A 21,691-nucleotide genomic window follows, 5' to 3' on the forward strand; every position below is an offset into this window, starting at 1 on the left:
GCCAAATGGCTCGATTTTAGCGTATCACTTTTTCTTCTAATAATAGATCAAAAATCGCTTGCGCCTGCTCTTCAACGGATTCGTTTCTCAACACTTTACCGCCACCACCTACAGGCTTTGCCGTGGCGGCCTTCATTCGGTCCGCTGCAGTTTTGGCCTTCACCACTTTAAGTCGCTTAGGTTTGGGTTTCGCTGGTGCCACTTGCCAGTGACTGACGGCATCATCAACTCTCGAACCATAATCGAGTGTCGTTAATGTTGCTCTTAATCCACGGGCAAAAGCACTCTGTCGCGGTTCTTGAGCGGCGGAATCCACACTGGCAATAAAAGGCAAAGAAACCGTTACTACGCGACGCTGACCCCGAGGCAAAGCCAGTAAGACTTCGGCTTCAAATTCGTCGACACGCACAATGTCGGCAATGCGCGGCACTATAGGCCAACCCAGTTGTTCAGCCAATAAATAGGGCAGCATGCCAGACGATTCTCCGCTCTCGGCGTTCACGCCGGTCAACACAATTTGACGCGAATGATGTTGTCGATTGGCTTTGAAATACGCCACCAACACCGGTACGGCATCGTCGCCTTCCCCTTGAGGTAATACCGTAAAGCCATCTAACCCCATGCCTGCGTATTGACGCAGCACGGTTTCGTGGGCGTTGCCGGCATGCAACAAGGTAAGCTTATCTTGAACCAATTTCAGCCCCAGCTCGACCGCTCGGCCATCTTGCTCTGCTCGACGAGCCCGACCCGATTGAGGGTGGCGACCAATCGACACCAAAGAAACGACGTTCACATTAGGCTGCATTGCTATTCTCCCCATGAATTTGCTCGGCATGTTTCGCCAACTGGTGTTGTTCAACTAGGCTGGCTAAGGCCATAAGAAGCGCGTCGCTGTCTGCAATGACCGCAAGATCCGCCCGCTTTACCATATCGCACCCCGCGTCGGTATTAATCGCAATCACCTTGTCACATTGCCCTATGCCTTGCATGTGCTGAATCGCACCCGAAATACCCACGGCCACATACACCCGCGCGGTCACCCAGGTACCAGACGCCCCCACTTGTCTCGCTCGTGGCATAAAACCCTCGTCTACGGCCACGCGACTGGCGCCTTCTGTGGCCCCCAACGCCGTAGCCGTGGCGTGGAACTGCGCCCAATTATGAATGCCGTTGCCTGCCGATAAAATAAACTCGGCTTCCGCCAAGGGCACAGCGCTGGCATCCACCGCCATTTGACCTTTTTCTTTGAGTCGAGCTGATGGGACTGCCATCGGTTCAAGCACCATTGGTAAGGCTTGATGCTGTGTGTCTTCAATGGGGTCCGCGCACTCTTCCAATAGTGTCACAATACGTGGTGTTGCTCGCTTAATGTCCATACTGCCCGACGCACCGCGGGACAGACATTGCTCCCTATCAAGCTGCCAAACGTGAGCCGCCAAACGCTCGCCGATACGCGCCGAGAATCGACAGGCCAAATCTGCACCGCCGTGCACGCTGTCAGGAAAGAGCCAGTGCAAAGGTTGATACTGCGACTCAATTTGTTGTAACGCGCCAAGCCTCGCTTCGGGAGAAAAGCCATCGTACACGGTGTCTTCAAGGTGAAACAGTCGATCCACGCCCGAAAGCCCAAGCTGATCGTCCTTTATCTGTCCAAAGCACACCAAGGCCACCGCGCCACAACATTGGGAATTCACATCGCTGTACTGCACGACTAAGCGATGGGCTTGGCCTAGCAGATCTTTATCGTGAGCGGTCAAACGCCCTCCCACCATGTCGGCGACCACCATGATATAAAAGTCGGCCTGCTCGACGACATGCAATGGCCGCGCTGTCTGCGTATCTTTCGAGGCCGACCTTCTTGTCGTCGTATCGACCGTCAACAGATTGGCTCTGTCGATGCGTTTTATCCCATTCGGGCCAATAAAGCCGACGTCACGGACATTTTTTCTTAACAGTCCAGAAGGGCCTCGAACGTCACCTTGCTGGCTTTTAACCAATGAAAGGTGCAAAGGATGAAGCCTGTTTCGAACAATCCATTCTGCTCTTGGGTCTCTTCGAATGATGTCACTCATCAATGCACCTCCTCGACCAACTGTCCGACTAATATTTCAGCGATGTCTTTCACCACAGGACGTGGCTCAACGACACCTTCCAACATGGCCGTGCATTGCTGACAGCCTACCGCTACCATTTCTGCACCGGTACTGACCACATCTTCCATACGCATGTCAGCAATACGACGCTCTCCCGGTATGTCCGTTATGGGTGCGCCACCGCCACCGCCACAACAACGGGAGCGAAAAGCCGAGCGCTCCATTTCTGCGATATCAATTCCTAAACTCGCCAACAACTCTCGCGGTGCTTCGTATTCGCCGTTGTAACGACCAAGGTAACAAGGATCATGGTAAGTCACCTTGCCCCCTTTAAACGTGTCCAGTCGCAAACGGCCTTCTTTCACCAAACGATTCAAAAAAGTGGTGTGGTGCAATACCTCCACCCCATCCAGTGCGGTTGAACCAAAATCGCCGTATTCGTTTTTCAAACAATGAAAAGCATGAGGGTCGGTCGTGACAAGAGTAGAAAAACGATATTGCGACAAAGTGGCTAGGTTACGTTTAGCCAAACTTTGAAATGTCGCGTCGTCACCTAAGCGGCGCGCCACATCACCACTGTCTCGCTCTTCATCCCCTAAAATCGCCACATCTACCTTTGCGGCTTTAAGCAGAGTCACAAAGGCACGAAGAATACGCTGACTGCGCATATCAAAGGCACCATCTGAAACCCAAAACAGTACTTCGGCTTTTTTTACGTCTTTCATCAAGGCTAAATTTTGATCAGCGGCCCAATAGGTTCGACTTTCTGGTGAGTGGCCATTGGGATTGTCTGTGGCGATAATGTTTTCCAACACTTGAGCGCCTTTATTCGGCGTGTCGCCTTTTTCCAAGGTCAAAAAACGGCGCATATCAACAATGGCGTCCACGTGCTCAATCATCATTGGGCACTCTTCCACACAGGCACGACAGGTTGTGCAAGACCAGAGAGTATCTGGGTGAATCAGCCCGTCGGTGATGATCTGATCCGCACCACCTTTGGCATAACCCACCTCTTGCACGCCACCTTTTCCATCGGGGTACGGACTGCCGGCGTACTGAGCATCGCTGCCGCCCGCAAAGCCAACAACCATATCTTGAATGAGTTTTTTCGGATTCAGTGGCTGACCTGCAGCAAAGGCTGGGCACACGGCTTCACAACGACCGCATTGCACGCAGGCATCAAATCCCAGTAATTGGTTCCATTTGAAATCACTGGGTTTGGCGACTCCGTGCACTTTGTTCACGGCGTCATTGTCGCTGAACAAAACCGGCTTTAAGCCGGTCGAGCGTCCGCCACCAAAGCGCTCGGAACGACGATGAAACGCCAGATGCAAGGCACCGGCGAAGGCGTGTTTCATAGGCCCGCCCCATGTCATCCCAAGCAGCACTTCGCTCAAGCTCAGTAGAATAAGAGCGGACAACACCAAGGTGAATACCCAACGGCCTGTGCCATCGGGCAATATGCCGGCAGCGGGTAAGGTCAGTACAAAAAAAGTCACTGAAAACGTCAGCAAACTTTTTGGTAGACGCATCCATGGCCCTTTTGAAAGCCGTGATGGTGGGTTTAACCGACGCTTGAAAACAAACAGTGCGCCACAAAACATCATCACCAAGGCCGCCATTAAAGCCCATGCCAGTAGCGTATTATTTACTCCAAACACATGCACCAGTACGATAAGCGCCATGGCTAAGACAAAGCCACCTCCCGTCGCGACGTGCGTACGGGAAATGTATTTATCTCTGTCTACCACATGGTGTAAGTCGTGTAAATAACGCGTCGGCATGGCCATTAGACCTGCCAAAATAGCCACTTCTTCAGCCTGACCCGCGCGCCATAGGTTGATGCGACGAATCGCCCCAACCCCAGCCAACACCAGCAGAACCCCTATCAATGTGGGTGGTAACCAATCCAGCATCATACTCAACCCCTTATTGGATCAAAGGTCCTTGCACAGACGCAAAGCGTCGTACATAGCCGCGTGCACATTACGCTGGGAAACACCGTCTCCCAAACGCCACAGGATCATGCCCTCGGACGACGTATCCGCCAGCGCTGGTTGCGGCTCAATGGCAAACAGGGTTTCGTTATCAATTTGCCCTTTGTTTTTTGATCTGGGTTTTAACGCGTAGTAAAGGTCTTCGTTAGGGCGAATGCCGTTCTCAATCACTACTTGATCCACGACACGCTCTTCTTTTTGCGCCGTGTACTCGTTTTCCAATACCGCCACCAACTTATCGCCTTCGCGGTACACCTTGTCGAGTAACATGTCGGAGGTCATGATGACCTCTTTTTCATACAAGGAGCGGTAGTACGTTGGAAAAGTCGTGCCGCCTATGCCGACACCTGGCTTAATGTCGTCGGTGACCAATTCCACCAAAGACCCCTTAGATGCCAGAAAGTCTGCCGCCGACATACCAGAGAATTCACAAATAGTGTCGTAAACCAAGACATTTTTGCCCGGTTCCACCTTGCCACTCAAAATGTCCCAGGTGGAGACCACCAAACCTTCCGACGCACCCCATTGTGGATTTTGTTCCATAAAAGGTCGTCCTCCCATGGCCAAAATGCAGACATCGGGCGTTAAGGAGCGAATCATGTCTTCATCGGCGGCGGTGTTTAAACGCACCTCCACGCCCAAGCGCTCCACCTCCATCACCAGCCATCGAGTAATGCCGGCAATTTGATCTCGCTGTGGCGCTTTGGCCGCAAACACCAACTGCCCGCCCAATTCGCCTGCTTTTTCGATCAAGGTCACCTTGTGACCACGCTCTGCGGCAACTCGTGCGGCTTCTAATCCACCAGGCCCACCACCGACCACGACAACATGACGAACAAGCCCCGTGGTTTTTTCGATAATATGCGGTAAGCCCATGTATTCACGAGACGTTGCCGCGTTTTGAATACAGAGTACGTCCAGCCCTTGGTATTGGCGATCGATGCAGTAATTAGCACCAACACACTGACGAATTTGATCCACCTGATCCATTTTGATTTTGGCAATGAAATGCGGATCGGCGATGTGCGCCCGCGTCATGCCGACAAAATCCACATAACCCGCTTCAATGATGCGTTTGGCTTGATTCGGGTCTTTGATGTTTTGAGCATGAATCACTGGCACATTGACCACTTCTTTAATGCCAGCGGCCAAGTACAAAAAAGGCTCCGGCGGGTAAGTCATATTGGGAATCACATTGGCCAAGGTATTGTGGGTATCGCAACCCGAGCCCACCACGCCAAAATAATCCACCATGCCGGTGGCGTCGTAATATTGGGCGATTTTTTTCATCTCTTCATGGCCTAAGCCATCAGGATGAAATTCGTCCCCTGTGATGCGCATGCCCACCACAAAATCAGGACCCACTTCCGCTCGTACCGCTTTGAGGACTTCCATACCGAACTTCATTCGGCCTTCAAAAGTGCCACCCCATTCGTCGGTGCGTTTATTCACCCGTGGTGACCAGAACTGATCAATCATGTGTTGATGTACCGCCGACAATTCAACCCCATCTAAGCCGCCTTCTTTAGCGCGACGTGCCGCTTGGGCAAAATCGCCAATTACACGCCACATTTCCTCTACTTCGATGGTTTTGCACGTCGCACGATGCACAGGTTCACGAATGCCAGATGGCGACATCAGGTTGGGCCAGTTTTCACCATCCCAACGGGAACGACGCCCCATGTGGGAAATTTGAATCATGATTTTGCCGCCATGCTTGTGTACCGCATCGGCGAGGTTTTGAAAGTGCGGAATAATACGATCGGTGGACAAATTCACCGAACTCCACCAGCTTTGCGGGCTATCGATCGACACTACACTGGAGCCACCACAAATGCTCAAGCCACAGCCACCCTTGGCTTTTTCTTCGTAATATTTCACATAACGCTCGGTGGTCATGCCACCATCGGTGGCATACACTTCCGCGTGCGCTGTGCTGACAATACGATTACGAATCGTCAATTTATTGATGTTTAAGGGCTCGAACAACGCATCATACTGGGACATAACAAAACCCCGTTACAGTAGGTAAAAAAGAAAAATTATTAAGCGGGTTACAGCGGCGTCACGGAGAAATAACCAAGATCGCAACCTTCTTCAGCGCCGCTTTGGGTTTGTTCCGAGTGGGTTTTGATAGTCGATCCCTTGCTCGCTAAAATTTGGTCTAACGCGCCGGCAAACCAGCCTGTAAACATGTAATCCACCTTGCGATTGACTTTTTTGCTGTGAATTTTTTCGTAGTGGTACACAAAGCAGGAGTTTTCCAATCGCACCGTCGCCGTGCCATTTTCTAGGTCCAGCGCTTCAGTAATAAAAAAGCCCCAACCCCGTTGCGACAAACGATTCAAGTAATGATGCCAAACGGCTTCGCCCTCGATGCCGTGGCAAGCCGCTTCTTGTTCACACCAAAAATAGGCGGATTTATAACCTGCTTTGTAAAGAATATCGGCGTAGCGCTCGGCACCCACTTCTTCTTCAATGCCCATGTGATTATTCACAAAAAAGTGACGTGGCACGTACAGCATAGGTAAGGCGTCGGTTGTCCAGACACCGGTTTCGTCGTCCACTTGAATGGGCATTTCTGGCGCGTGTGTGGTCATGATCATTCTCCCCAAACTTCTTTTAATAAAGTGACCCAGTTTTCACCCATAATTTTCACCACTTGACGCTCGCTAAAGCCGCCTTTTAATAGCGCTTCGGTTAAATTAGGAAAGTCACCGACTGTACGCATACCCAATGGATTGATGATCTCGCCAAAGCGAGTCAATCGACGGGCGTAGCCTTTATCGTGAGTGAGGTATTCGAAGAAATCGTAACCGTGGCCTTGGGTGAAATCGGTGCCAATGCCGATCGCGTCTTCACCGACAATGCTGTAGATGTAGCGAATCGCTTCCACATAATCGTCAACGGTGGCGTTGATACCGGCCTTGAGGAAAGGCGCAAACATGGTAACGCCAACAAACCCGCCATTGTCGGCGATGAATTTCAGCTCTTCGTCGGTACGATTGCGTGGATGCTCTTTTAAACCGGCAGGTAAACAATGGGAATAGGCAACGGGCTTACTAGATTCGATGATGACTTCTTTGGCGGTGTTCGCGCCAACGTGTGATAAATCACACAACATACCAACGCGGTTCATTTCAGCGACAATTTCGCGACCATAACCCGATAAGCCGCCATCACGCTCATAACAGCCCGTACCAACAAGGTTTTGCGTGTTATAGCACATCTGCACTATGCCCACGCCCAAATCCTTGAAGATCTGCACATAGCCAATTTGGTCTTCAAACGCATGGGCGTTTTGAAAGCCCATCATCACACCTGTTTTGCCTTCGGCTTTGGCGCGGTGAATGTCTTTGGTGGTGTACACCTTGGTCAGTAAGTCGCTGTTGGCCTCGATCAACTGGTTCATTTCGACCACGTTGCGCACTGTGCCTTCGAAGTTCTCCCAAAACGACACCGTGCAATTAGCAGCGGTTAACTTGCCTTTTGCCATGTCTTCGAATAATTCACGGTTCCACTTCGCGCAAATTAAACCGTCGATGATGATGGACGTGTCGTGCAATTCTGCTGCCTTCATTGTTTTCCTTACCTCTCACTGTTGGTAAATTCCAATCCACTGAGTGTAATTTTTAGGTCGATGAGGCAACTGGCTGGAAACGACCTTAGGAGCACTAAAACCGACTTTCGTTTTTAGCGGTCAAAAAGGCCGAGATAAAATGAGAGTAATCACAGGAAGTAAGCAAAAAAAGGAGGTAAACACTAGCAGGAATAGATACGACCTAGCAGAAGGACATCTTCAGCGACACCATTGTGCGAAGCAATACTGGGCAAACGCCCCCATTGTTCAAACCTTTGGCCGGTGAACAAAGCAAGGCTGTGATGATTAGTCGCGTACAGATAAGCGACAAGATGGGTAAAACCAATGTCGGCATGATGGCAGTCGAGATGCTGCAAAAATTGCTTACCAAGACCATGCCCCTGCCATTTGGGCAACACGTAAAGGCTAACTTCCAAGGCACGATCAAACGCAGGCAAACCATAGAAGGGTTCTAAAGAGCACCAAGCGATAAGCTCGCCTTGATGCTCTACAACCAAAAGGGGGTGACGATCTGAACTGGCTTCCTGCCAATCCATCACCTCTAATAAACCAATAGTCTGTCGAGAGTCGGCCACAAAATTCGATGCATTGCCTTGTTGATACACATCCAACAAGGCCGGCACGTCGTCCCATTCAGACCGACGGATGGTAAACATTAGCCTTGTTCAAGCAAACGACGTAAATCAATGATCGCCGTATTGGCACGGGCAATATAAGACGCCATTACCAAAGAATGATTGGCTAACATACCAAAACCACTACCGTTCAGAATAAAGGGTGACCAAATACTGGTTTGTGTTGCTTCCAACTCACGAATGATTTGACGCAAACTGACCAAAGCATTTTTGTCTTGCAAGGTGTAGAAGAAATCCACTTCCATGGCGCGCAGCATGTGAACCAATGCCCAGCTGGTGCCTCTAGCTTCATAGAACACATCGTCCACTTTTGACCATGGCGTGCGCACGTAACGGTTGTTTTCGTCGCTCTCATCAATCTGTGAACTTTCATCGATCACACTGGCTGAAAGACGCTGGGATAAACTGCCTAAGCGCGTGCTGACATCCGATAACCAGTCGGATAAGTTATCAGCTCGGGCATAGAATTGCGCTTTACTGCCAGACGCCCCTGCCAAACGGTTCAAATACGCCATTAACTCTTTGTTACCACGACGGTATTCGCTTTCACTGGACGGCAAGGCCCAGCTTTTGGTGTCGAAGTTGAATTGCGGCTCAGCAATTTTCAAGTTCACGTCTTCTGTAGATTGCGATTGTGAGCGACTGAATTCTTTTCGAAAGGCACGGGCCAAGTCACGAGACTGCACTAGCACGCCAAATTCCCACGCCGGCATGTTATCCATGACCAGTCCTGGCGGCATGATGTCATTGGTGATAAAACCACCCGGCTTATCAAGCAAGGTTTCTACTATGGTGTGCAAGGTGCTGGCCGTGGTGTAACCCACCACTAGTTTTTTACTGTTGTCTAAATAGCCCTGCGCCGCGGCTTTTTCTTTGGCACTGGCCACCACATCGAATGGATCAGGCTCACTGCTCCAATACATGCCCAAAAAGCTCAACAAAACAACCGCCAAAGCCACAATAGACGCGATCACCTTGCCCAAGCTGGAGAAATTAAAATTCGGCGTTATCGCCTGTAATTTGCTCGTTAACCACGACATTTTTACCTACCTTAATCTCGTTGTAATTTATTCGCTAACCAGGTCCACTTTGTAATCGGCACGATGGAATATCATCGCACGGACACGAAACTCAGTCACTCGACTGTTGATAATTTGATAAATCAATCGCGCTTCTTTATCGTTCGGCCAGTATATAGCAAGCGACTGCTGGGTTTTGGCGACTTCGTCAATTATAGGCTGAATTTCCGTTATTATTTCTTCTTCAGGCAAACTAAACAGGGTTTTAGGCAAGATAAAGCGCCCAATTTTGGGCATCAGTGCCTCACGTTGGCTGACAGGTTCCTTACGTGGCGCTGCTGCGGCCGCACGTCGTCGATCTTTTAAATCTTGTATCCGCGTCGTCATCTCGGTAATAACTGGGTCTTCTGGGTTGACGGAGCGAGCGAAGTCTACATTACGCGCGGCTTTTTGGTAGTCTCTATTTTGTGCGGCTTGCCATGCCCACTGAGTATAACGGTCGACAATGGCGGCAATGCCTTGAATCGCTTGATAATTGCCAGGGTCTCGGCCCAAGACGACTTGAAAATACAGGTTGGCGTTGTCATCAACAGGGGTGAGCAAGCGCTGTTCTTCCAGCGCAATGTCACCTTGTACGATCAGCCTTTGGGTGACGATCTCTTCTGCTGTCAGGGCGGGCTTTTGCTCTACTGTTATTTTTTCGCTGACTTTCGTGTCGGTAACCGTTGGCTTTGTAGGCGCTGTGACCGGGGGAACAATGGCCTCGGCCACCACACCTTGAGACGAGGGCTTTACGTTTCCCTGACACCCAACCATGAAAAGTGCAATAAATAGAAAAGAAACTCGTTTAATGACCAATTTGCCCCCTTAAGATTGGCAACTTTACAATGGATTGGTAGTCTACACGCACCTTATAGCACAATGAAACACACTGATCGCGTTTCCTAACCGGTTTCATTTTATTGAAGATTCTTATGCGCCTATTCGTCCTCTTATTGTTATTGACGTGTCACTCTGCCTCTTACGCCTTTACGTTTGGCGCCACATCGGCTTTTTCTGAACCGGATTTTCTCCCAGTTGAGCAAGTATTTAAGCCCTATGTAGCTAACCCAAAAGAAGGCAGGTTACAAACTACCTGGCAAATAGAAGATGGCTATTATTTGTACCAAGAGCAGTTTTCCATAACCGGGCCAGACGCAAATCACTTACACTTCTCAGCTTTCCCCCCTGGCGAAATCAACGAAGATCCCTATTACGGTAAAGTAAAAGTATTTCGAAATGAACTGGTCTTGACACTGTATTACGATATTCAGCTCCCGCCTGGCACACCGATTAATGCTAATCTTTCTTACCAGGGCTGCGCTGATCGAGGTTTGTGCTATGCACCACAAAGCTTACCGATTCAATTTAGTATTCCGGCTCTATCCGACGCTTCCATGTCGCCCAACTCAAATCAACCGTCGTTTTCAAAACAACCAACAATCACCAACAACCACTTATTAGACACGCCATCATTAGCACCTTCTGAAGCAGAATCAGTCACACAATTACTCAGCTCCAATGATGTTTGGTCAACCTTGTTGGTAGTGTTTGGTTTAGGACTGTTGTTATCTTTAACACCTTGTGTGTTGCCCATGGTTCCCATTGTTAGCGCCATTGTAGTCGGTACTAGGAACTCACGCTTAGGAGCGCTCTATTACAGTTCGATATATGTGTTGGGGATGGCACTCACATACGCCGCGATTGGCGGCTTGGTCGGCTTATTTGGAACGCAATTAAACTTACAAGCCCAATTACAAAACCCGATTTTACTTGCTATCAGCGCCCTCCTTTTTGTATTGCTGGCACTTGCAATGTTTGGCTTTTATGAGCTCAAACTGCCGTCTTCTTGGCAGCAGAAGTTACAAATGTCAAACACCAACACAGACTCCACTTGGCAAACCAGCCTCAGTGTTTTTGTGGCAGGGGTTCTCTCGACTTTAATTGTATCACCCTGTGTGTCGGCACCGCTGGCCGGAGCGCTGCTGTACATTAGCGGTCAAGGCGATGCCTGGTACGGCGCCGGTATGTTATTTGTGATGGCGCTCGGAATGGGCATTCCCCTTTTGATGGTGGGGTTGTTTGGCCCGAAAATATTGCCGAAAAATGGCGAATGGTTAAACGACATTAAAGTGTTCATGGGCTTTGGCTTACTGGCCATGGCGGTGTGGTTGATTACCCGATGGTTGCCTCTGAATGTGCATTTGTATTTATGGGCCTTGCTGGCCCTGATGATGAGCAGTTACTTTTTCCATCGCTGTTTCAGCACAACATCACACCCGGTACGTTGGTTTTTTGCATTAGGTTTGTTTTTATTGGCTTGTGTGGAGTTTGTCGGCGGCGCTACCGGTAGTCATCAACCCATGCGACCATTGATGTCATTGTCCGCTCCCACGGCAAGCACCGAACAAGAGACTGAGCTTTTTGCTGCCACTATTACATCGCTCGATGAACTCGAACAACTGGTGGCTAACGACGACGAGCGACTCATTATGCTGGATTTCTATGCTGATTGGTGTGTTAGCTGCAAGGTGTTGGAGGAGATGTTCCTCGCTGCCGATGTGCGCCCTTTACTGGAGAAAGTGCAACTGGTTCGAGTCGATGTCACCGACAACTCCGCTGATAACAAAGCCATTATGCAAGCCTTTGCCATTTTCGGCCCTCCGTCGTTGATTTTTCTCGATCAGCAAGGGCAAGAACGTAAAGCGTTAAGCTTAATGGGAGAACCCTCTAAAGCAGATTTGGTAGCACGCTTAACGGCGCACATTACTCCGTAAAGACACTGTGAACGCCTGTACCCAAAACAGCCGCCCAGCAACTTGTTTACAAGCGTTCAAAAAATAGACAGAGCAAAGCATTTTCGGTTTTTTTGCAGCATAACTGGACAATTTCCCGCTTTTTATCGATAATTTCCAGTTACCAGCTTTTTTAAAATCACCATCTTTAGAAAAGCCAAGCTTGCAAGGCATCGCAAGTGGCACCCTAAACTTATAATAATCGATGACCACTTAATCATCGGACCACTCACACAGACAGAAGAGAGTAATCATGGACATTCGTAAAATCAAAAAACTAATCGAGCTTTTAGAAGAATCCAACGTCTACGAAATTGAAATCAAAGAAGGCGAAGAAGCAGTTCGTATTAGTCGTGGTGGTGCGCCAGTACAAGCACCCATGATGGCAGCGCCTATGATGGCGGCTCCAGCAGCTGCCCCTGCAACACCGACTGCGGCGCCAGAAGCGCCTGCGGCTATTGCTGGTCACTCGGTAAACTCTCCAATGGTGGGTACTTATTACAAATCTTCTGCACCTGGTGCAAAACCTTTCGTCGAAGTAGGCCAAAAAGTAAACGTTGGCGATACCATTTGCATCGTTGAAGCGATGAAGATGATGAACCAAATTGAAGCGGATAAAGCGGGTACAATCGGTGCCATTCTTGTAGAAGACGGCGAACCAGTTGAGTTTGACCAGCCTCTTATTACCATCATTTAATCCAACGCAAAGGTTTCATCATGCTCGATAAGGTATTGATTGCTAACCGAGGCGAAATCGCGCTACGTATTTTACGTGCGTGCAAAGAACTCGGTATCAAAACCGTTGCGGTTCATTCTAAAATTGACCGCGACCTACTCCACGTGCGCCTTGCAGACGAATCCATCTGTATAGGTCCAAACCCATCTGCGCAAAGTTATTTGAACATTCCCGCTATTATCAGTGCGGCAGAATTAACAGACACTTCAGCGATTCACCCAGGCTACGGCTTTTTGGCAGAAAACGCCGATTTTGCTGAACAGGTTGAACGCTCTGGTTTCACCTTCATTGGTCCAAAAGCCGAAACCATTCGCCTAATGGGCGATAAAGTCTCTGCTATTAAAGCGATGAAAGAAGCAGGCGTTCCCACTGTACCTGGCTCAAATGGCCCAGTACCTTCTGATCCAGAAGAGTGTATTCGTGTGGCGAACGAAATCGGCTTCCCTGTGATCGTTAAAGCTGCAGCAGGCGGCGGTGGCCGTGGTATGCGCGTTGTTCACAACGAAGGCAGCCTTCTAAAATCGATCAGCATTACCCAGTCTGAAGCGGGGTCCTACTTTGGTGACAGCACGGTTTACATGGAAAAATTCCTACAAAACCCTCGTCATGTTGAAGTGCAAGTTCTGGCAGACGGTCAAGGCAATGCGGTGCATTTGTACGATCGCGATTGTTCTTTGCAACGTCGTCACCAAAAAGTTCTAGAAGAAGCACCTGCACCAATGCTTGACGAAACCTCTCGTCAGGCGTGTCTAAAAGCATGTGTAGATGCCTGCATCAAGATCAATTACCGCGGCGCGGGTACCTTTGAATTCTTGTACGAAGACGGTAACTTCTACTTTATCGAAATGAACACACGTGTTCAGGTTGAACACCCAGTAACTGAAATGGTAACCGGTGTTGATATCGTTAAAGAGCAACTTCGCATTGCTAGTGGCTTGCCATTGTCTTTAAAACAAGAAGACATTAAGTTAAACGGCCACGCGGTAGAGTCTCGCATCAACGCTGAAGACGCCAAAACCTTCATGCCGTGCCCGGGCAAAGTGGAATACTTCCATGCTCCTGGCGGTATGGGTGTACGCGTAGACTCTCACCTGTACAGTGGTTATTCCGTACCTCCGACTTACGACTCAATGATCGCTAAGATCATTTGTCATGCACCGGATCGTACCGCTGCATTAAAACGTTTGTCTGGTGCCCTTGATGAAACCTTCATCGATGGGATAAAAACCAATATTGAACTCCAAAAAGAGCTTGTTAATGACGCTAACTTCATTGCTGGTGGCGTTAACATTCACTATTTAGAGAAGAAACTTGGTCTTTAATGGCTAACGTTTTGTCCCCAATGAAGCTTTCATTCATTGGGGACAAACATTTTCCTCTCGCCTCACGCACCAAGCTTCGCTATTCTATTCCTGTTTGTTTATTCCCTGTTAATTGTTGGACTCCATTTTATGCCTTGGCTTCAAATCCGTATTCATACCACACCAGACCACGCCCCTGCTTTTGAAGATACACTGCTAGAGTGCGGTGCTTTAGTGGTTACCTTTGAAGATGTCCACGACGACCCAGTTTATGAGCCAGAACTGAACACTACGCCACTTTGGAAGAACACCAAAATTACCGGTTTATTTGAAGCCGATGCCGATGTCGAACACATTCGCCCCGTGGTTGAACACAAAGCCGTTGGGCTTGGTGAAATCGATATCGATATGAAAATCGAAATACTCGAAGATAAAGATTGGGAGCGCGAATGGATGGACAGCTATCACCCCATTCAATTCGGCAAGCGCCTTTGGGTTTGCCCAAGCTGGCGCGAGGTCCCAGACCCAGACGCCATTACCCTAATGCTCGATCCAGGCCTTGCGTTCGGAACAGGTACACACCCTACCACCGCATTATGCTTGCAATGGCTCGACAGCATTGATTGCCAAGACAAAACCATCATTGATTATGGTTGTGGATCTGGCATTTTAGGTATTGCTGGCCTATTACTCGGCGCCAACAACATGGTGGGAATCGACATCGACCCACAGGCGGTGCAAGCCACTCAAGCCAATGCAGAGCGCAACAAAATCGACCCAAGCCGGTTAGAAGTGAAGTTGCCACCCTATGAATCTGATCTTCAAGCCGACGTGGTGGTGGCCAATATTTTAGCCGGTCCTTTGGCGCAACTGGCTCCAACCATTTCAGCTCTTGTCAAGAAAGGTGGTCAATTGGCTTTATCAGGCATTTTGGCCAATCAAGCTCAAGAAGTGATTGAGGCCTATGAAGAATGGTTTACGATCGACTCCGTAGTAGAAAAAGAGGAATGGGTGCGTATCGTCGGCACGAAAAATATCTAACTCTACTCATAATGTCTTGAGTTTTGTTGGCACACACTAGTCATCACACTTACCCAGTTTCAAAGAGGAATACTGCTCCACATGGCCAATAGCTTGATTACTCGTTGCCCTAAATGTTCTACCGCATTTCGTGTGAGTGACGATGTTTTAAGCATGGCCAAAGGAAAAGTCCGATGTGGTCAGTGTTTTCATATCTTTGATGCCACAAAAGTACTTAACCAACAAGACTCGCCAAGCCGTCAGAATTCGCCGAGCGATCACAAAGCACCTCGCCAACACCCTGAACCGCTCGCTTCAACACCCGCGACACAGCCTGCGTCACCACAGGCGGCACCAAACGCTCTTAACAACACTCAAACCAAAGACGAAGAAATCGTTAACCCAGATTGGTTAGACACTTTGTTTACTGACGAAGACTTGCAGCCGCCAACTGAAACCTTTAATACCGCCCCAGACACATCACAAGCTCCCCAGCCTCCTGCTTCTACTCCTTTTCCTGCGAAAAAAGAGCCTGCGCGCGAAGAGACGGCAAAGGAGCAAAAGCAAGAAGAGCTTGCGCCTTGGGAACTGGAGTTAGCGGAAGTAGAAGCCGCCCTTAGCTCAGCCGCAAAACACAGCCCGCTAACGCCAGAGAAAGCGCACTCCCCCGCGGCTCAAGTATCTATAGACACAAAAGAGACATCTAAAGAAACACTACCAGACACAAAATTGCCGCCACAAGCAGCAAAGAACCTCTCAAGCGAAGAGAAAAAAGTACCTGCCTTTGATTTAGATGCCGAACTTAATGCCAACCCCGATCAGCTTAAGGCCAGCCATCAAGCCAGCCATGCTTCTGAACCGGACTACATGTCGGCACTGCATTCACTGGCTCAAACAGCAGCCGAAGAAACTCGCCCCTCTGACGGTAAAAATCAACATTCTATTCTGGAACAACTTTCCGCCCAAGAAAGCCTAGCTCCCTTGTTGGAAGATCACGAAAAGAGCACACCCAAAAAATCTCGAGCGGCCCTATGGTTTTTGGCATCAATTCTTGGTCTTGTATTGCTCGCGGCTCAGGTCGGCTTACATTTTTTTGATGAAGGCAGTCGCTCAGCCAATTTCAGAGCCATTTATCAATCTTTTTGTTCCTACACTGGTTGCTCCCTTCCAGGCTTTGAAGACATTGAAGCCATCAGCATCCAGCATGTTCGCATACAAAGTCATCCCTCCATTGCCAATACCTTACTGGTGAATGCGATCATCACCAACACCAGTGCTTTCTCGCAACCCATGCCCAAAATTGCACTCGAATTCTTTGATTTAAACGGTCTGCCCGTTGCAGCAAGACTCTTTGCACCCAACGATTACCTGCACAAAGATTTTCTTGATATTACCTATATGCCGCCAAATACCCCTATACATTTGGTGATTCCTATTCAAGATCCTGCAGCCAGAGCCGTCACTCACCAGCTAAGAGCCTTCCCCTCAGACACGCGTTCTTATTAGAATTTTCGTGTTTTTGTTTGTAAGCCAAATAAAGCACAAAAAATAAGCAGTTTTTGCGCTGTCAAGACTTCAAAAACAGCGATTGCCTAGGTATTATTCACGCCCGCTCGACACTGTCGACGATCTTTAACATTCAATCCAGTATTCAGGAACATCATGGCATTTGCTATTGGCCCGTATTGCGTAGACAAGCCGGTTATTCTTGCCCCTATGGCGGGTGTGACCGATTTGCCTTTTCGTCGCCTTTGTCACGACCAAGGCGCAGGGTTAGTAGTATCCGAGATGGTGACCTCCGATGTGCGACTGTGGAATTCAACCAAAAGCCGCCATCGCTTAATCCACGATGCAGAAGTCTCGCCACGGTCGGTTCAGATCGCCGGTGGTGACCCTACAATGATGGCTGAAGCGGCTCAGCAAAATGTTGAGCTAGGTGCGCAAATCATTGATATCAATATGGGTTGCCCTGCTAAAAAAGTCTGTAACAAAGCCGCTGGCTCTGCGTTGTTAAAAGACGAGGCACTTGTTCGTGACATACTGGAATCGGTGGTAAACAGTGTTTCTGTTCCTGTAACACTCAAAATTCGTACTGGGTGGAGTGTGGATCAGAAGAATGGTCTTACGATTGCAAAAATGGCCGAGGACATAGGCATCAAAGCGTTGGCCGTTCATGGAAGAACTCGCGAATGCAAATTTCAAGGCATGGCTGAATACGATACCATCGCTGAGATCAAGCAGTATTTGAGCATTCCTGTTTTTGCAAACGGGGACATCAAGGACGCGCAATCGGCGAAATTCGTCAAGGATTATACCCAAGCCGACGGCATTATGATTGGCCGCGCGGCACAAGGAAGACCTTGGATATTTCGTGAAATCAATCACTTTTTACTGACTGATGAATTGTTACCACCTCCGTCTTTGTCTGAGGTGAGACAGCTTGTATTGGGCCACGTGAGCGCCTTACATCAATTTTATGGTGATTATTTAGGCGTGCGAATCGCTCGCAAACACGTTGGCTGGTACCTGCAAACGTTAGCGGACAACACTCAATTTCGTAGCCTGTTTAACCGTATTGATAATACGCAAGAGCAGCTTGATAAATTGCACGAGTTCTTTGTTTGTCAGTAGGCAAACGAACCTTACACTTAATGTAAAACGCTCAGCATGAAGACGCAGATCCGCCTTTGTGAAGAGCTCAATGTTCATTAATAAATGGTTAGCTTTAAAAATAGAAGGTCATTCTGTGGTAGAACAAACTCATACTCATACGTTTCAAGCCGCTTCTTCAGAGCAGTCACAACCTTTACGTGACAATGTTGAAAAAGCCCTACAAAACTATTTCGCTCATCTTGATGGGCAGCCAATTACAGACTTATATCAGTTAGTCTTAGCCGAGGTTGAGGCGCCTTTGCTAGAGTCTGTCATGAGCTACACAAAGGATAACCAAACCAAAGCATCCACCATCCTTGGGTTAAACCGAGGCACACTTCGCAAGAAGTTGAAGCAATACGGCATGCTATAAGCACAAAGAAAAAAGGGCGGATTCGCCCTTTTTTTCGTCTTACCCTTCCCATGTTTATTTAGTGTTAAATTAATTGCGAGAACCATGATGGCAAATCAAAATACTGTAACTCCAATCAAACGAGCGTTAATCAGCGTGTCCGACAAAGCTGGCATTGTCGAGTTTGCACGTGAACTAACCGCTCAAGGCGTTGAAATTCTTTCAACGGGTGGTACTTACCGTCTTTTATTGGACAACGATGTCAAAGCAACCGAAGTATCCGACTACACTGGCTTTCCAGAAATGATGGATGGACGTGTAAAAACACTTCACCCAAAAGTACACGGCGGCATTCTTGGTCGTCGTGACATCGATGGTGCCATCATGAAAGAGCACGGCATCAACGAAATCGACATGGTCGTAGTAAACCTTTACCCATTCGAGGCGACCATTGCACGCCCTGACTGCGACCTGCCGATGGCCATTGAAAACATCGACATCGGCGGCCCAACCATGGTTCGCTCGGCAGCAAAAAACCACAAAGACGTGGCCATTGTTGTTTCTCCAGCCAGCTATGATGCTTTGCTTACTTCTTTGAAAACAGACGGTGGCTTAACCTATGAGCAACGCTTTGACCTTGCTGTAGAAGCATTTGAACACACGTCAAATTATGATGGCATGATCGCTAACTTCTTGGGTAAAAAAGTCCCTGGTGGCAGCGACGAGTTCGCCCGTACCCTAAACTTGCAATTCAACAAGCAAGAAGAAATGCGTTACGGTGAAAATCCACATCAAAAAGCCGCTTTTTACGTGGAAGCCAAGCCTAAAGAAGCGTCTATTAGCACCGCCAAACAATTGCAAGGCAAAGCCTTGTCTTACAACAATATTGCCGACACCGATGCCGCACTTGAGTGTGTAAAAAGCTTCGATAAGCCCGCTTGTGTGATCGTTAAGCACGCCAACCCTTGCGGCGTAGCAACGGCGGCTTCTCAACTAGAAGCCTACGATCTTGCGTTTAAAACCGACCCGACCTCGGCGTTTGGTGGCATCATTGCGTTTAACCAAGAATTAGACGCAAAAACGGCTCAGGCCATTGTGGATCGTCAATTCGTTGAAGTCATTATTGCCCCTAGCGTCAGCCAAGCCGCTTCAGACATTGTCGCCAGCAAACAAAATGTACGCTTACTGGAATGTGGCCAGTGGTCACAAGATAAGCCAGCGGCATTGGATTACAAACGCGTCAATGGCGGCTTGCTCGTACAAGACAGAGACGATGGCAACATCACAATAGACGACTTAAAAGTGGTTTCTAAACGTCAACCAAGCGAAGCAGAACTGAAAGACTTATTGTTTGCCTGGAAAGTGGCGAAATTCGTCAAATCCAACGCTATTGTGTATGCGAAAGCAGAACAAACCATCGGAGTGGGCGCAGGCCAAATGAGCCGTGTTTACAGCGCGAAAATCGCCGGTATCAAGGCCGCTGATGAGAACCTAGAGGTTCCTGGTTCTGTGATGGCATCCGACGCCTTCTTCCCTTTCCGTGACGGCATAGATGCCGCAGCGGCCGCGGGTATTACCGCCGTAATCCAGCCTGGTGGTTCAATGCGCGATGACGAAGTCATTGCAGCTGCTGACGAAGCCGGTATGGCCATGGTCTTCACTGGCATGCGTCATTTCCGCCATTAAAACACCGTCGTTCATCACTGAATTTTAAAGGATATACTGAAAATGAAAGTTCTTATTATTGGTAATGGTGGTCGCGAACACGCTTTGGCATGGAAAACGGCTGAATCCGACGACGTCAGCAAGGTTTTTGTTGCACCAGGCAACGCAGGCTCGGCGACAGAGCACAAAGTAGAAAACGTCAATATTGGTGTCACCGACATTGCCGAATTGGTTGCTTTTGCAAAAAAAGAAGCCATCGATCTAACGATTGTTGGCCCTGAAGCACCGCTAGTCATCGGCGTGGTGGATGCCTTTGAAAAAGAAGGTCTGGCTATTTTTGGCCCAACTGCCGCAGCGGCGCAGCTAGAAGGTTCTAAAGCCTTCACCAAAGATTTCTTAGCCCGTCACAATATTCCAACCGCGGCCTACGGCAACTTTACTGAGATCGCACCAGCAGTTGCTTACATCAAGCAACAAGGCGCACCAATCGTGGTAAAAGCAGACGGTTTGGCCGCAGGTAAAGGCGTGATCTTGGCGCAAACCGAAGCGGAAGCTATTGAAGCCGTTGAAGACATGCTGCAAGGCAATGCGTTTGGCGACGCGGGCAGCCGTGTCGTTATCGAAGAGTTTTTGACTGGCGAAGAAGCCAGTTTCATTTGCATGGTCGATGGCGAAACTGTCTTGCCTATGGCCACCAGCCAAGATCACAAAGCACGCGATAACGGCGACTTGGGACCAAACACCGGCGGCATGGGCGCATATTCTCCCGCACCTGTAGTCACTCCTGAAATCCACGATCGCATCATGAATGAAGTGATTATGCCGACCGTAAAAGGCATGAACGCCGAAGGCAATCGCTACCGTGGTTTCTTGTATGCTGGTGTGATGGTGGCCGCTGATGGCACCCCAAAAACACTGGAATACAACTGCCGCTTTGGTGACCCAGAAACACAACCGATCATGATGCGTTTGCGCTCTGATTTGGCAAAAATGTGTCTGGCGGCTATTAACGGCACATTGGATACCGTGGAAGCGGCTTGGGACCCTCGTGCCAGTTTAGGTGTGGTACTTGCGGCAGGTGGCTACCCAGCCGACTACCCAAAAGGCGACGTCATTTCTGGCTTGAATACTGAGCTTCCAGCTCATCAAAAAGTATTCCAGGCTGGTACTGCGCTCAAAGACGGAGACGTTGTGACCAACGGCGGACGCGTTCTTTGTGCTGTATCGCTAGGTGATACCGTGGCTGAAGCCCAAGCAGGTGCTTACGACGTAGTGAAGACCTTGTCATGGGAAAAAGTGTACTTCCGTACCGACATCGGCCACCGCGCCATTGCTCGTGAACAAAAAACTCACTAACAAAAGTAACAGCTCGCGCTAGCGCAACTAAAAAGCCCCTCGATGCATGCACCAAGGGGCTTTTTTTGCGTTTACCCTGTTCATGACTAGGCTGTCATGGGAATCAATATCTGGCCATTATTTAAAAACTGAGGCTATTTTTTAAGTTGAGACTCTTTTTTGTCTAACCAACCCTTGAAGACACGCCCTGCCTCCAACACCAATAAGCCAAAAATCACACCACCAACCCACCATTCAAACCCCAGTACAAACCCTAATACGGCCACCATTCCATAGCCATACATCAAATTCTGACGAGTCTCAGGATTTTTTTGTCTAGCAAACCAAGTCACACCGAGTAACAACAAGCTGAACCAAACATAATGTTCCACCAACATTGGATATAGCATTCAATCCCCTATCTAGTTAATAATGACAGCCTTTATAGATT

General features: G+C 48.9%; 19 protein-coding genes. 9 read left to right on the plus strand and 10 right to left on the minus strand.

Annotation, left to right across the window (positions count from 1 at the left end; all coding sequences use genetic code 11):
• Nucleotides 1-16: 16 nt before the first annotated feature.
• The 9 genes from etfB to J9B83_RS08540 form a co-directional block, all read right to left on the minus strand.
• Entirely contained in the window at nucleotides 17-805 is a 789-nt protein-coding gene (gene etfB / locus J9B83_RS08500) for an electron transfer flavoprotein subunit beta (protein WP_211536332.1), read from the minus strand.
• Nucleotides 795-2,072: an electron transfer flavoprotein subunit alpha gene (gene etfA, locus J9B83_RS08505; protein WP_211536333.1), complete on the minus strand. Its 1,278-nt coding sequence runs from the start codon at nucleotides 2,070-2,072 to the stop codon at nucleotides 795-797. Before etfA ends, etfB begins: the two co-directional genes overlap by 11 nt.
• Nucleotides 2,072-4,012: a (Fe-S)-binding protein gene (locus tag J9B83_RS08510; protein WP_328797721.1), complete on the minus strand. Its 1,941-nt coding sequence runs from the start codon at nucleotides 4,010-4,012 to the stop codon at nucleotides 2,072-2,074. The genes etfA and J9B83_RS08510 overlap by 1 nt, the downstream gene beginning before the upstream one ends.
• A gap of 18 nt (nucleotides 4,013-4,030) precedes the next feature.
• On the minus strand, nucleotides 4,031-6,097 hold the full coding sequence (gene dgcA, locus J9B83_RS08515) for a dimethylglycine demethylation protein DgcA (protein WP_211536334.1): 2,067 nt from the start codon (nucleotides 6,095-6,097) through the stop codon (nucleotides 4,031-4,033).
• 47 nt (nucleotides 6,098-6,144) lie between these two features.
• Nucleotides 6,145-6,690, minus strand: a complete 546-nt coding sequence (locus J9B83_RS08520) for a DUF5943 domain-containing protein (protein ID WP_211536335.1) — start codon at nucleotides 6,688-6,690, stop codon at nucleotides 6,145-6,147.
• A gap of 2 nt (nucleotides 6,691-6,692) precedes the next feature.
• Complete coding sequence (locus tag J9B83_RS08525; RefSeq protein ID WP_211536336.1) at nucleotides 6,693-7,670, minus strand: dipeptidase; 978 nt, start codon at nucleotides 7,668-7,670, stop codon at nucleotides 6,693-6,695.
• A 182-nt stretch (nucleotides 7,671-7,852) separates the two neighbouring features.
• Nucleotides 7,853-8,347 (minus strand): GNAT family N-acetyltransferase, encoded by a 495-nt coding sequence (locus J9B83_RS08530; RefSeq protein ID WP_211536337.1) that lies wholly within the window; start codon nucleotides 8,345-8,347, stop codon nucleotides 7,853-7,855.
• The gene (locus J9B83_RS08535) at nucleotides 8,347-9,366 is read right to left on the minus strand and encodes a DUF2333 family protein (protein WP_211536338.1); all 1,020 of its coding nucleotides are present in this window, start codon (nucleotides 9,364-9,366) and stop codon (nucleotides 8,347-8,349) included. The genes J9B83_RS08530 and J9B83_RS08535 overlap by 1 nt, the downstream gene beginning before the upstream one ends.
• Nucleotides 9,367-9,393: 27 nt before the next feature.
• Nucleotides 9,394-10,203: a hypothetical protein gene (locus tag J9B83_RS08540; protein WP_236037208.1), complete on the minus strand. Its 810-nt coding sequence runs from the start codon at nucleotides 10,201-10,203 to the stop codon at nucleotides 9,394-9,396.
• Between the two features lie 116 nt (nucleotides 10,204-10,319).
• On the opposite strand from J9B83_RS08540, the gene dsbD reads away from it, so the two are divergent.
• The 9 genes from dsbD (at nucleotide 10,320) to purD (ending at nucleotide 21,261) form a co-directional block, all read left to right on the plus strand.
• Complete coding sequence (dsbD, locus tag J9B83_RS08545) at nucleotides 10,320-12,161, plus strand: protein-disulfide reductase DsbD (RefSeq protein WP_211536340.1); 1,842 nt, start codon at nucleotides 10,320-10,322, stop codon at nucleotides 12,159-12,161.
• 271 nt (nucleotides 12,162-12,432) lie between these two features.
• Entirely contained in the window at nucleotides 12,433-12,876 is a 444-nt protein-coding gene (accB, locus tag J9B83_RS08550) for an acetyl-CoA carboxylase biotin carboxyl carrier protein (RefSeq protein ID WP_211536341.1), read from the plus strand.
• A 20-nt stretch (nucleotides 12,877-12,896) separates the two neighbouring features.
• Nucleotides 12,897-14,237: an acetyl-CoA carboxylase biotin carboxylase subunit gene (gene accC / locus J9B83_RS08555; RefSeq protein ID WP_211536342.1), complete on the plus strand. Its 1,341-nt coding sequence runs from the start codon at nucleotides 12,897-12,899 to the stop codon at nucleotides 14,235-14,237.
• A gap of 129 nt (nucleotides 14,238-14,366) precedes the next feature.
• Nucleotides 14,367-15,257 (plus strand): 50S ribosomal protein L11 methyltransferase, encoded by an 891-nt coding sequence (gene prmA / locus J9B83_RS08560; RefSeq protein ID WP_211536343.1) that lies wholly within the window; start codon nucleotides 14,367-14,369, stop codon nucleotides 15,255-15,257.
• A gap of 81 nt (nucleotides 15,258-15,338) precedes the next feature.
• Nucleotides 15,339-16,742, plus strand: coding sequence for a zinc-ribbon and DUF3426 domain-containing protein (locus J9B83_RS08565; RefSeq protein WP_211536344.1), 1,404 nt, complete (start codon nucleotides 15,339-15,341; stop codon nucleotides 16,740-16,742).
• Between the two features lie 156 nt (nucleotides 16,743-16,898).
• Entirely contained in the window at nucleotides 16,899-17,867 is a 969-nt protein-coding gene (gene dusB, locus J9B83_RS08570; RefSeq protein ID WP_211536345.1) for a tRNA dihydrouridine synthase DusB, read from the plus strand.
• A 115-nt stretch (nucleotides 17,868-17,982) separates the two neighbouring features.
• The gene (fis, locus tag J9B83_RS08575; protein ID WP_148835335.1) at nucleotides 17,983-18,261 is read left to right on the plus strand and encodes a DNA-binding transcriptional regulator Fis; all 279 of its coding nucleotides are present in this window, start codon (nucleotides 17,983-17,985) and stop codon (nucleotides 18,259-18,261) included.
• Between the two features lie 87 nt (nucleotides 18,262-18,348).
• A complete protein-coding gene (gene purH / locus J9B83_RS08580; RefSeq protein ID WP_211536400.1) occupies nucleotides 18,349-19,926 on the plus strand; it encodes a bifunctional phosphoribosylaminoimidazolecarboxamide formyltransferase/IMP cyclohydrolase in 1,578 nt (525 codons plus the stop codon).
• Between the two features lie 42 nt (nucleotides 19,927-19,968).
• A complete protein-coding gene (purD, locus tag J9B83_RS08585; RefSeq protein WP_211536347.1) occupies nucleotides 19,969-21,261 on the plus strand; it encodes a phosphoribosylamine--glycine ligase in 1,293 nt (430 codons plus the stop codon).
• 134 nt (nucleotides 21,262-21,395) lie between these two features.
• Here the strand turns inward: purD and J9B83_RS08590 are convergent, their stop codons facing one another.
• Nucleotides 21,396-21,650, minus strand: a complete 255-nt coding sequence (locus J9B83_RS08590) for a hypothetical protein (RefSeq protein ID WP_211536348.1) — start codon at nucleotides 21,648-21,650, stop codon at nucleotides 21,396-21,398.
• Nucleotides 21,651-21,691: the final 41 nt, after the last annotated feature.

Source organism: Marinomonas vulgaris, from assembly GCF_018145875.1.
Lineage (GTDB): Bacteria > Pseudomonadota > Gammaproteobacteria > Pseudomonadales > Marinomonadaceae > Marinomonas > Marinomonas vulgaris.

Bases quoted from the DNA above. Each gene is read 5' to 3' on its own strand.
- etfB (WP_211536332.1), bottom strand. From the start codon at position 805: ATGCAGCCTAATGTGAACGTCGTTTCTTTGGTGTCGATTGGTCGCCAC.
- etfA (WP_211536333.1), bottom strand. From the start codon at position 2,072: ATGAGTGACATCATTCGAAGAGACCCAAGAGCAGAATGGATTGTTCGA.
- J9B83_RS08510 (WP_328797721.1), bottom strand. From the start codon at position 4,012: ATGATGCTGGATTGGTTACCACCCACATTGATAGGGGTTCTGCTGGTG.
- dgcA (WP_211536334.1), bottom strand. From the start codon at position 6,097: ATGTCCCAGTATGATGCGTTGTTCGAGCCCTTAAACATCAATAAATTG.
- J9B83_RS08520 (WP_211536335.1), bottom strand. From the start codon at position 6,690: ATGACCACACACGCGCCAGAAATGCCCATTCAAGTGGACGACGAAACC.
- J9B83_RS08525 (WP_211536336.1), bottom strand. From the start codon at position 7,670: ATGAAGGCAGCAGAATTGCACGACACGTCCATCATCATCGACGGTTTA.
- J9B83_RS08530 (WP_211536337.1), bottom strand. From the start codon at position 8,347: ATGTTTACCATCCGTCGGTCTGAATGGGACGACGTGCCGGCCTTGTTG.
- J9B83_RS08535 (WP_211536338.1), bottom strand. From the start codon at position 9,366: ATGTCGTGGTTAACGAGCAAATTACAGGCGATAACGCCGAATTTTAAT.
- dsbD (WP_211536340.1), top strand. From the start codon at position 10,320: ATGCGCCTATTCGTCCTCTTATTGTTATTGACGTGTCACTCTGCCTCT.
- accB (WP_211536341.1), top strand. From the start codon at position 12,433: ATGGACATTCGTAAAATCAAAAAACTAATCGAGCTTTTAGAAGAATCC.
- accC (WP_211536342.1), top strand. From the start codon at position 12,897: ATGCTCGATAAGGTATTGATTGCTAACCGAGGCGAAATCGCGCTACGT.
- prmA (WP_211536343.1), top strand. From the start codon at position 14,367: ATGCCTTGGCTTCAAATCCGTATTCATACCACACCAGACCACGCCCCT.
- J9B83_RS08565 (WP_211536344.1), top strand. From the start codon at position 15,339: ATGGCCAATAGCTTGATTACTCGTTGCCCTAAATGTTCTACCGCATTT.
- dusB (WP_211536345.1), top strand. From the start codon at position 16,899: ATGGCATTTGCTATTGGCCCGTATTGCGTAGACAAGCCGGTTATTCTT.
- purH (WP_211536400.1), top strand. From the start codon at position 18,349: ATGGCAAATCAAAATACTGTAACTCCAATCAAACGAGCGTTAATCAGC.
- purD (WP_211536347.1), top strand. From the start codon at position 19,969: ATGAAAGTTCTTATTATTGGTAATGGTGGTCGCGAACACGCTTTGGCA.
- J9B83_RS08590 (WP_211536348.1), bottom strand. From the start codon at position 21,650: ATGCTATATCCAATGTTGGTGGAACATTATGTTTGGTTCAGCTTGTTG.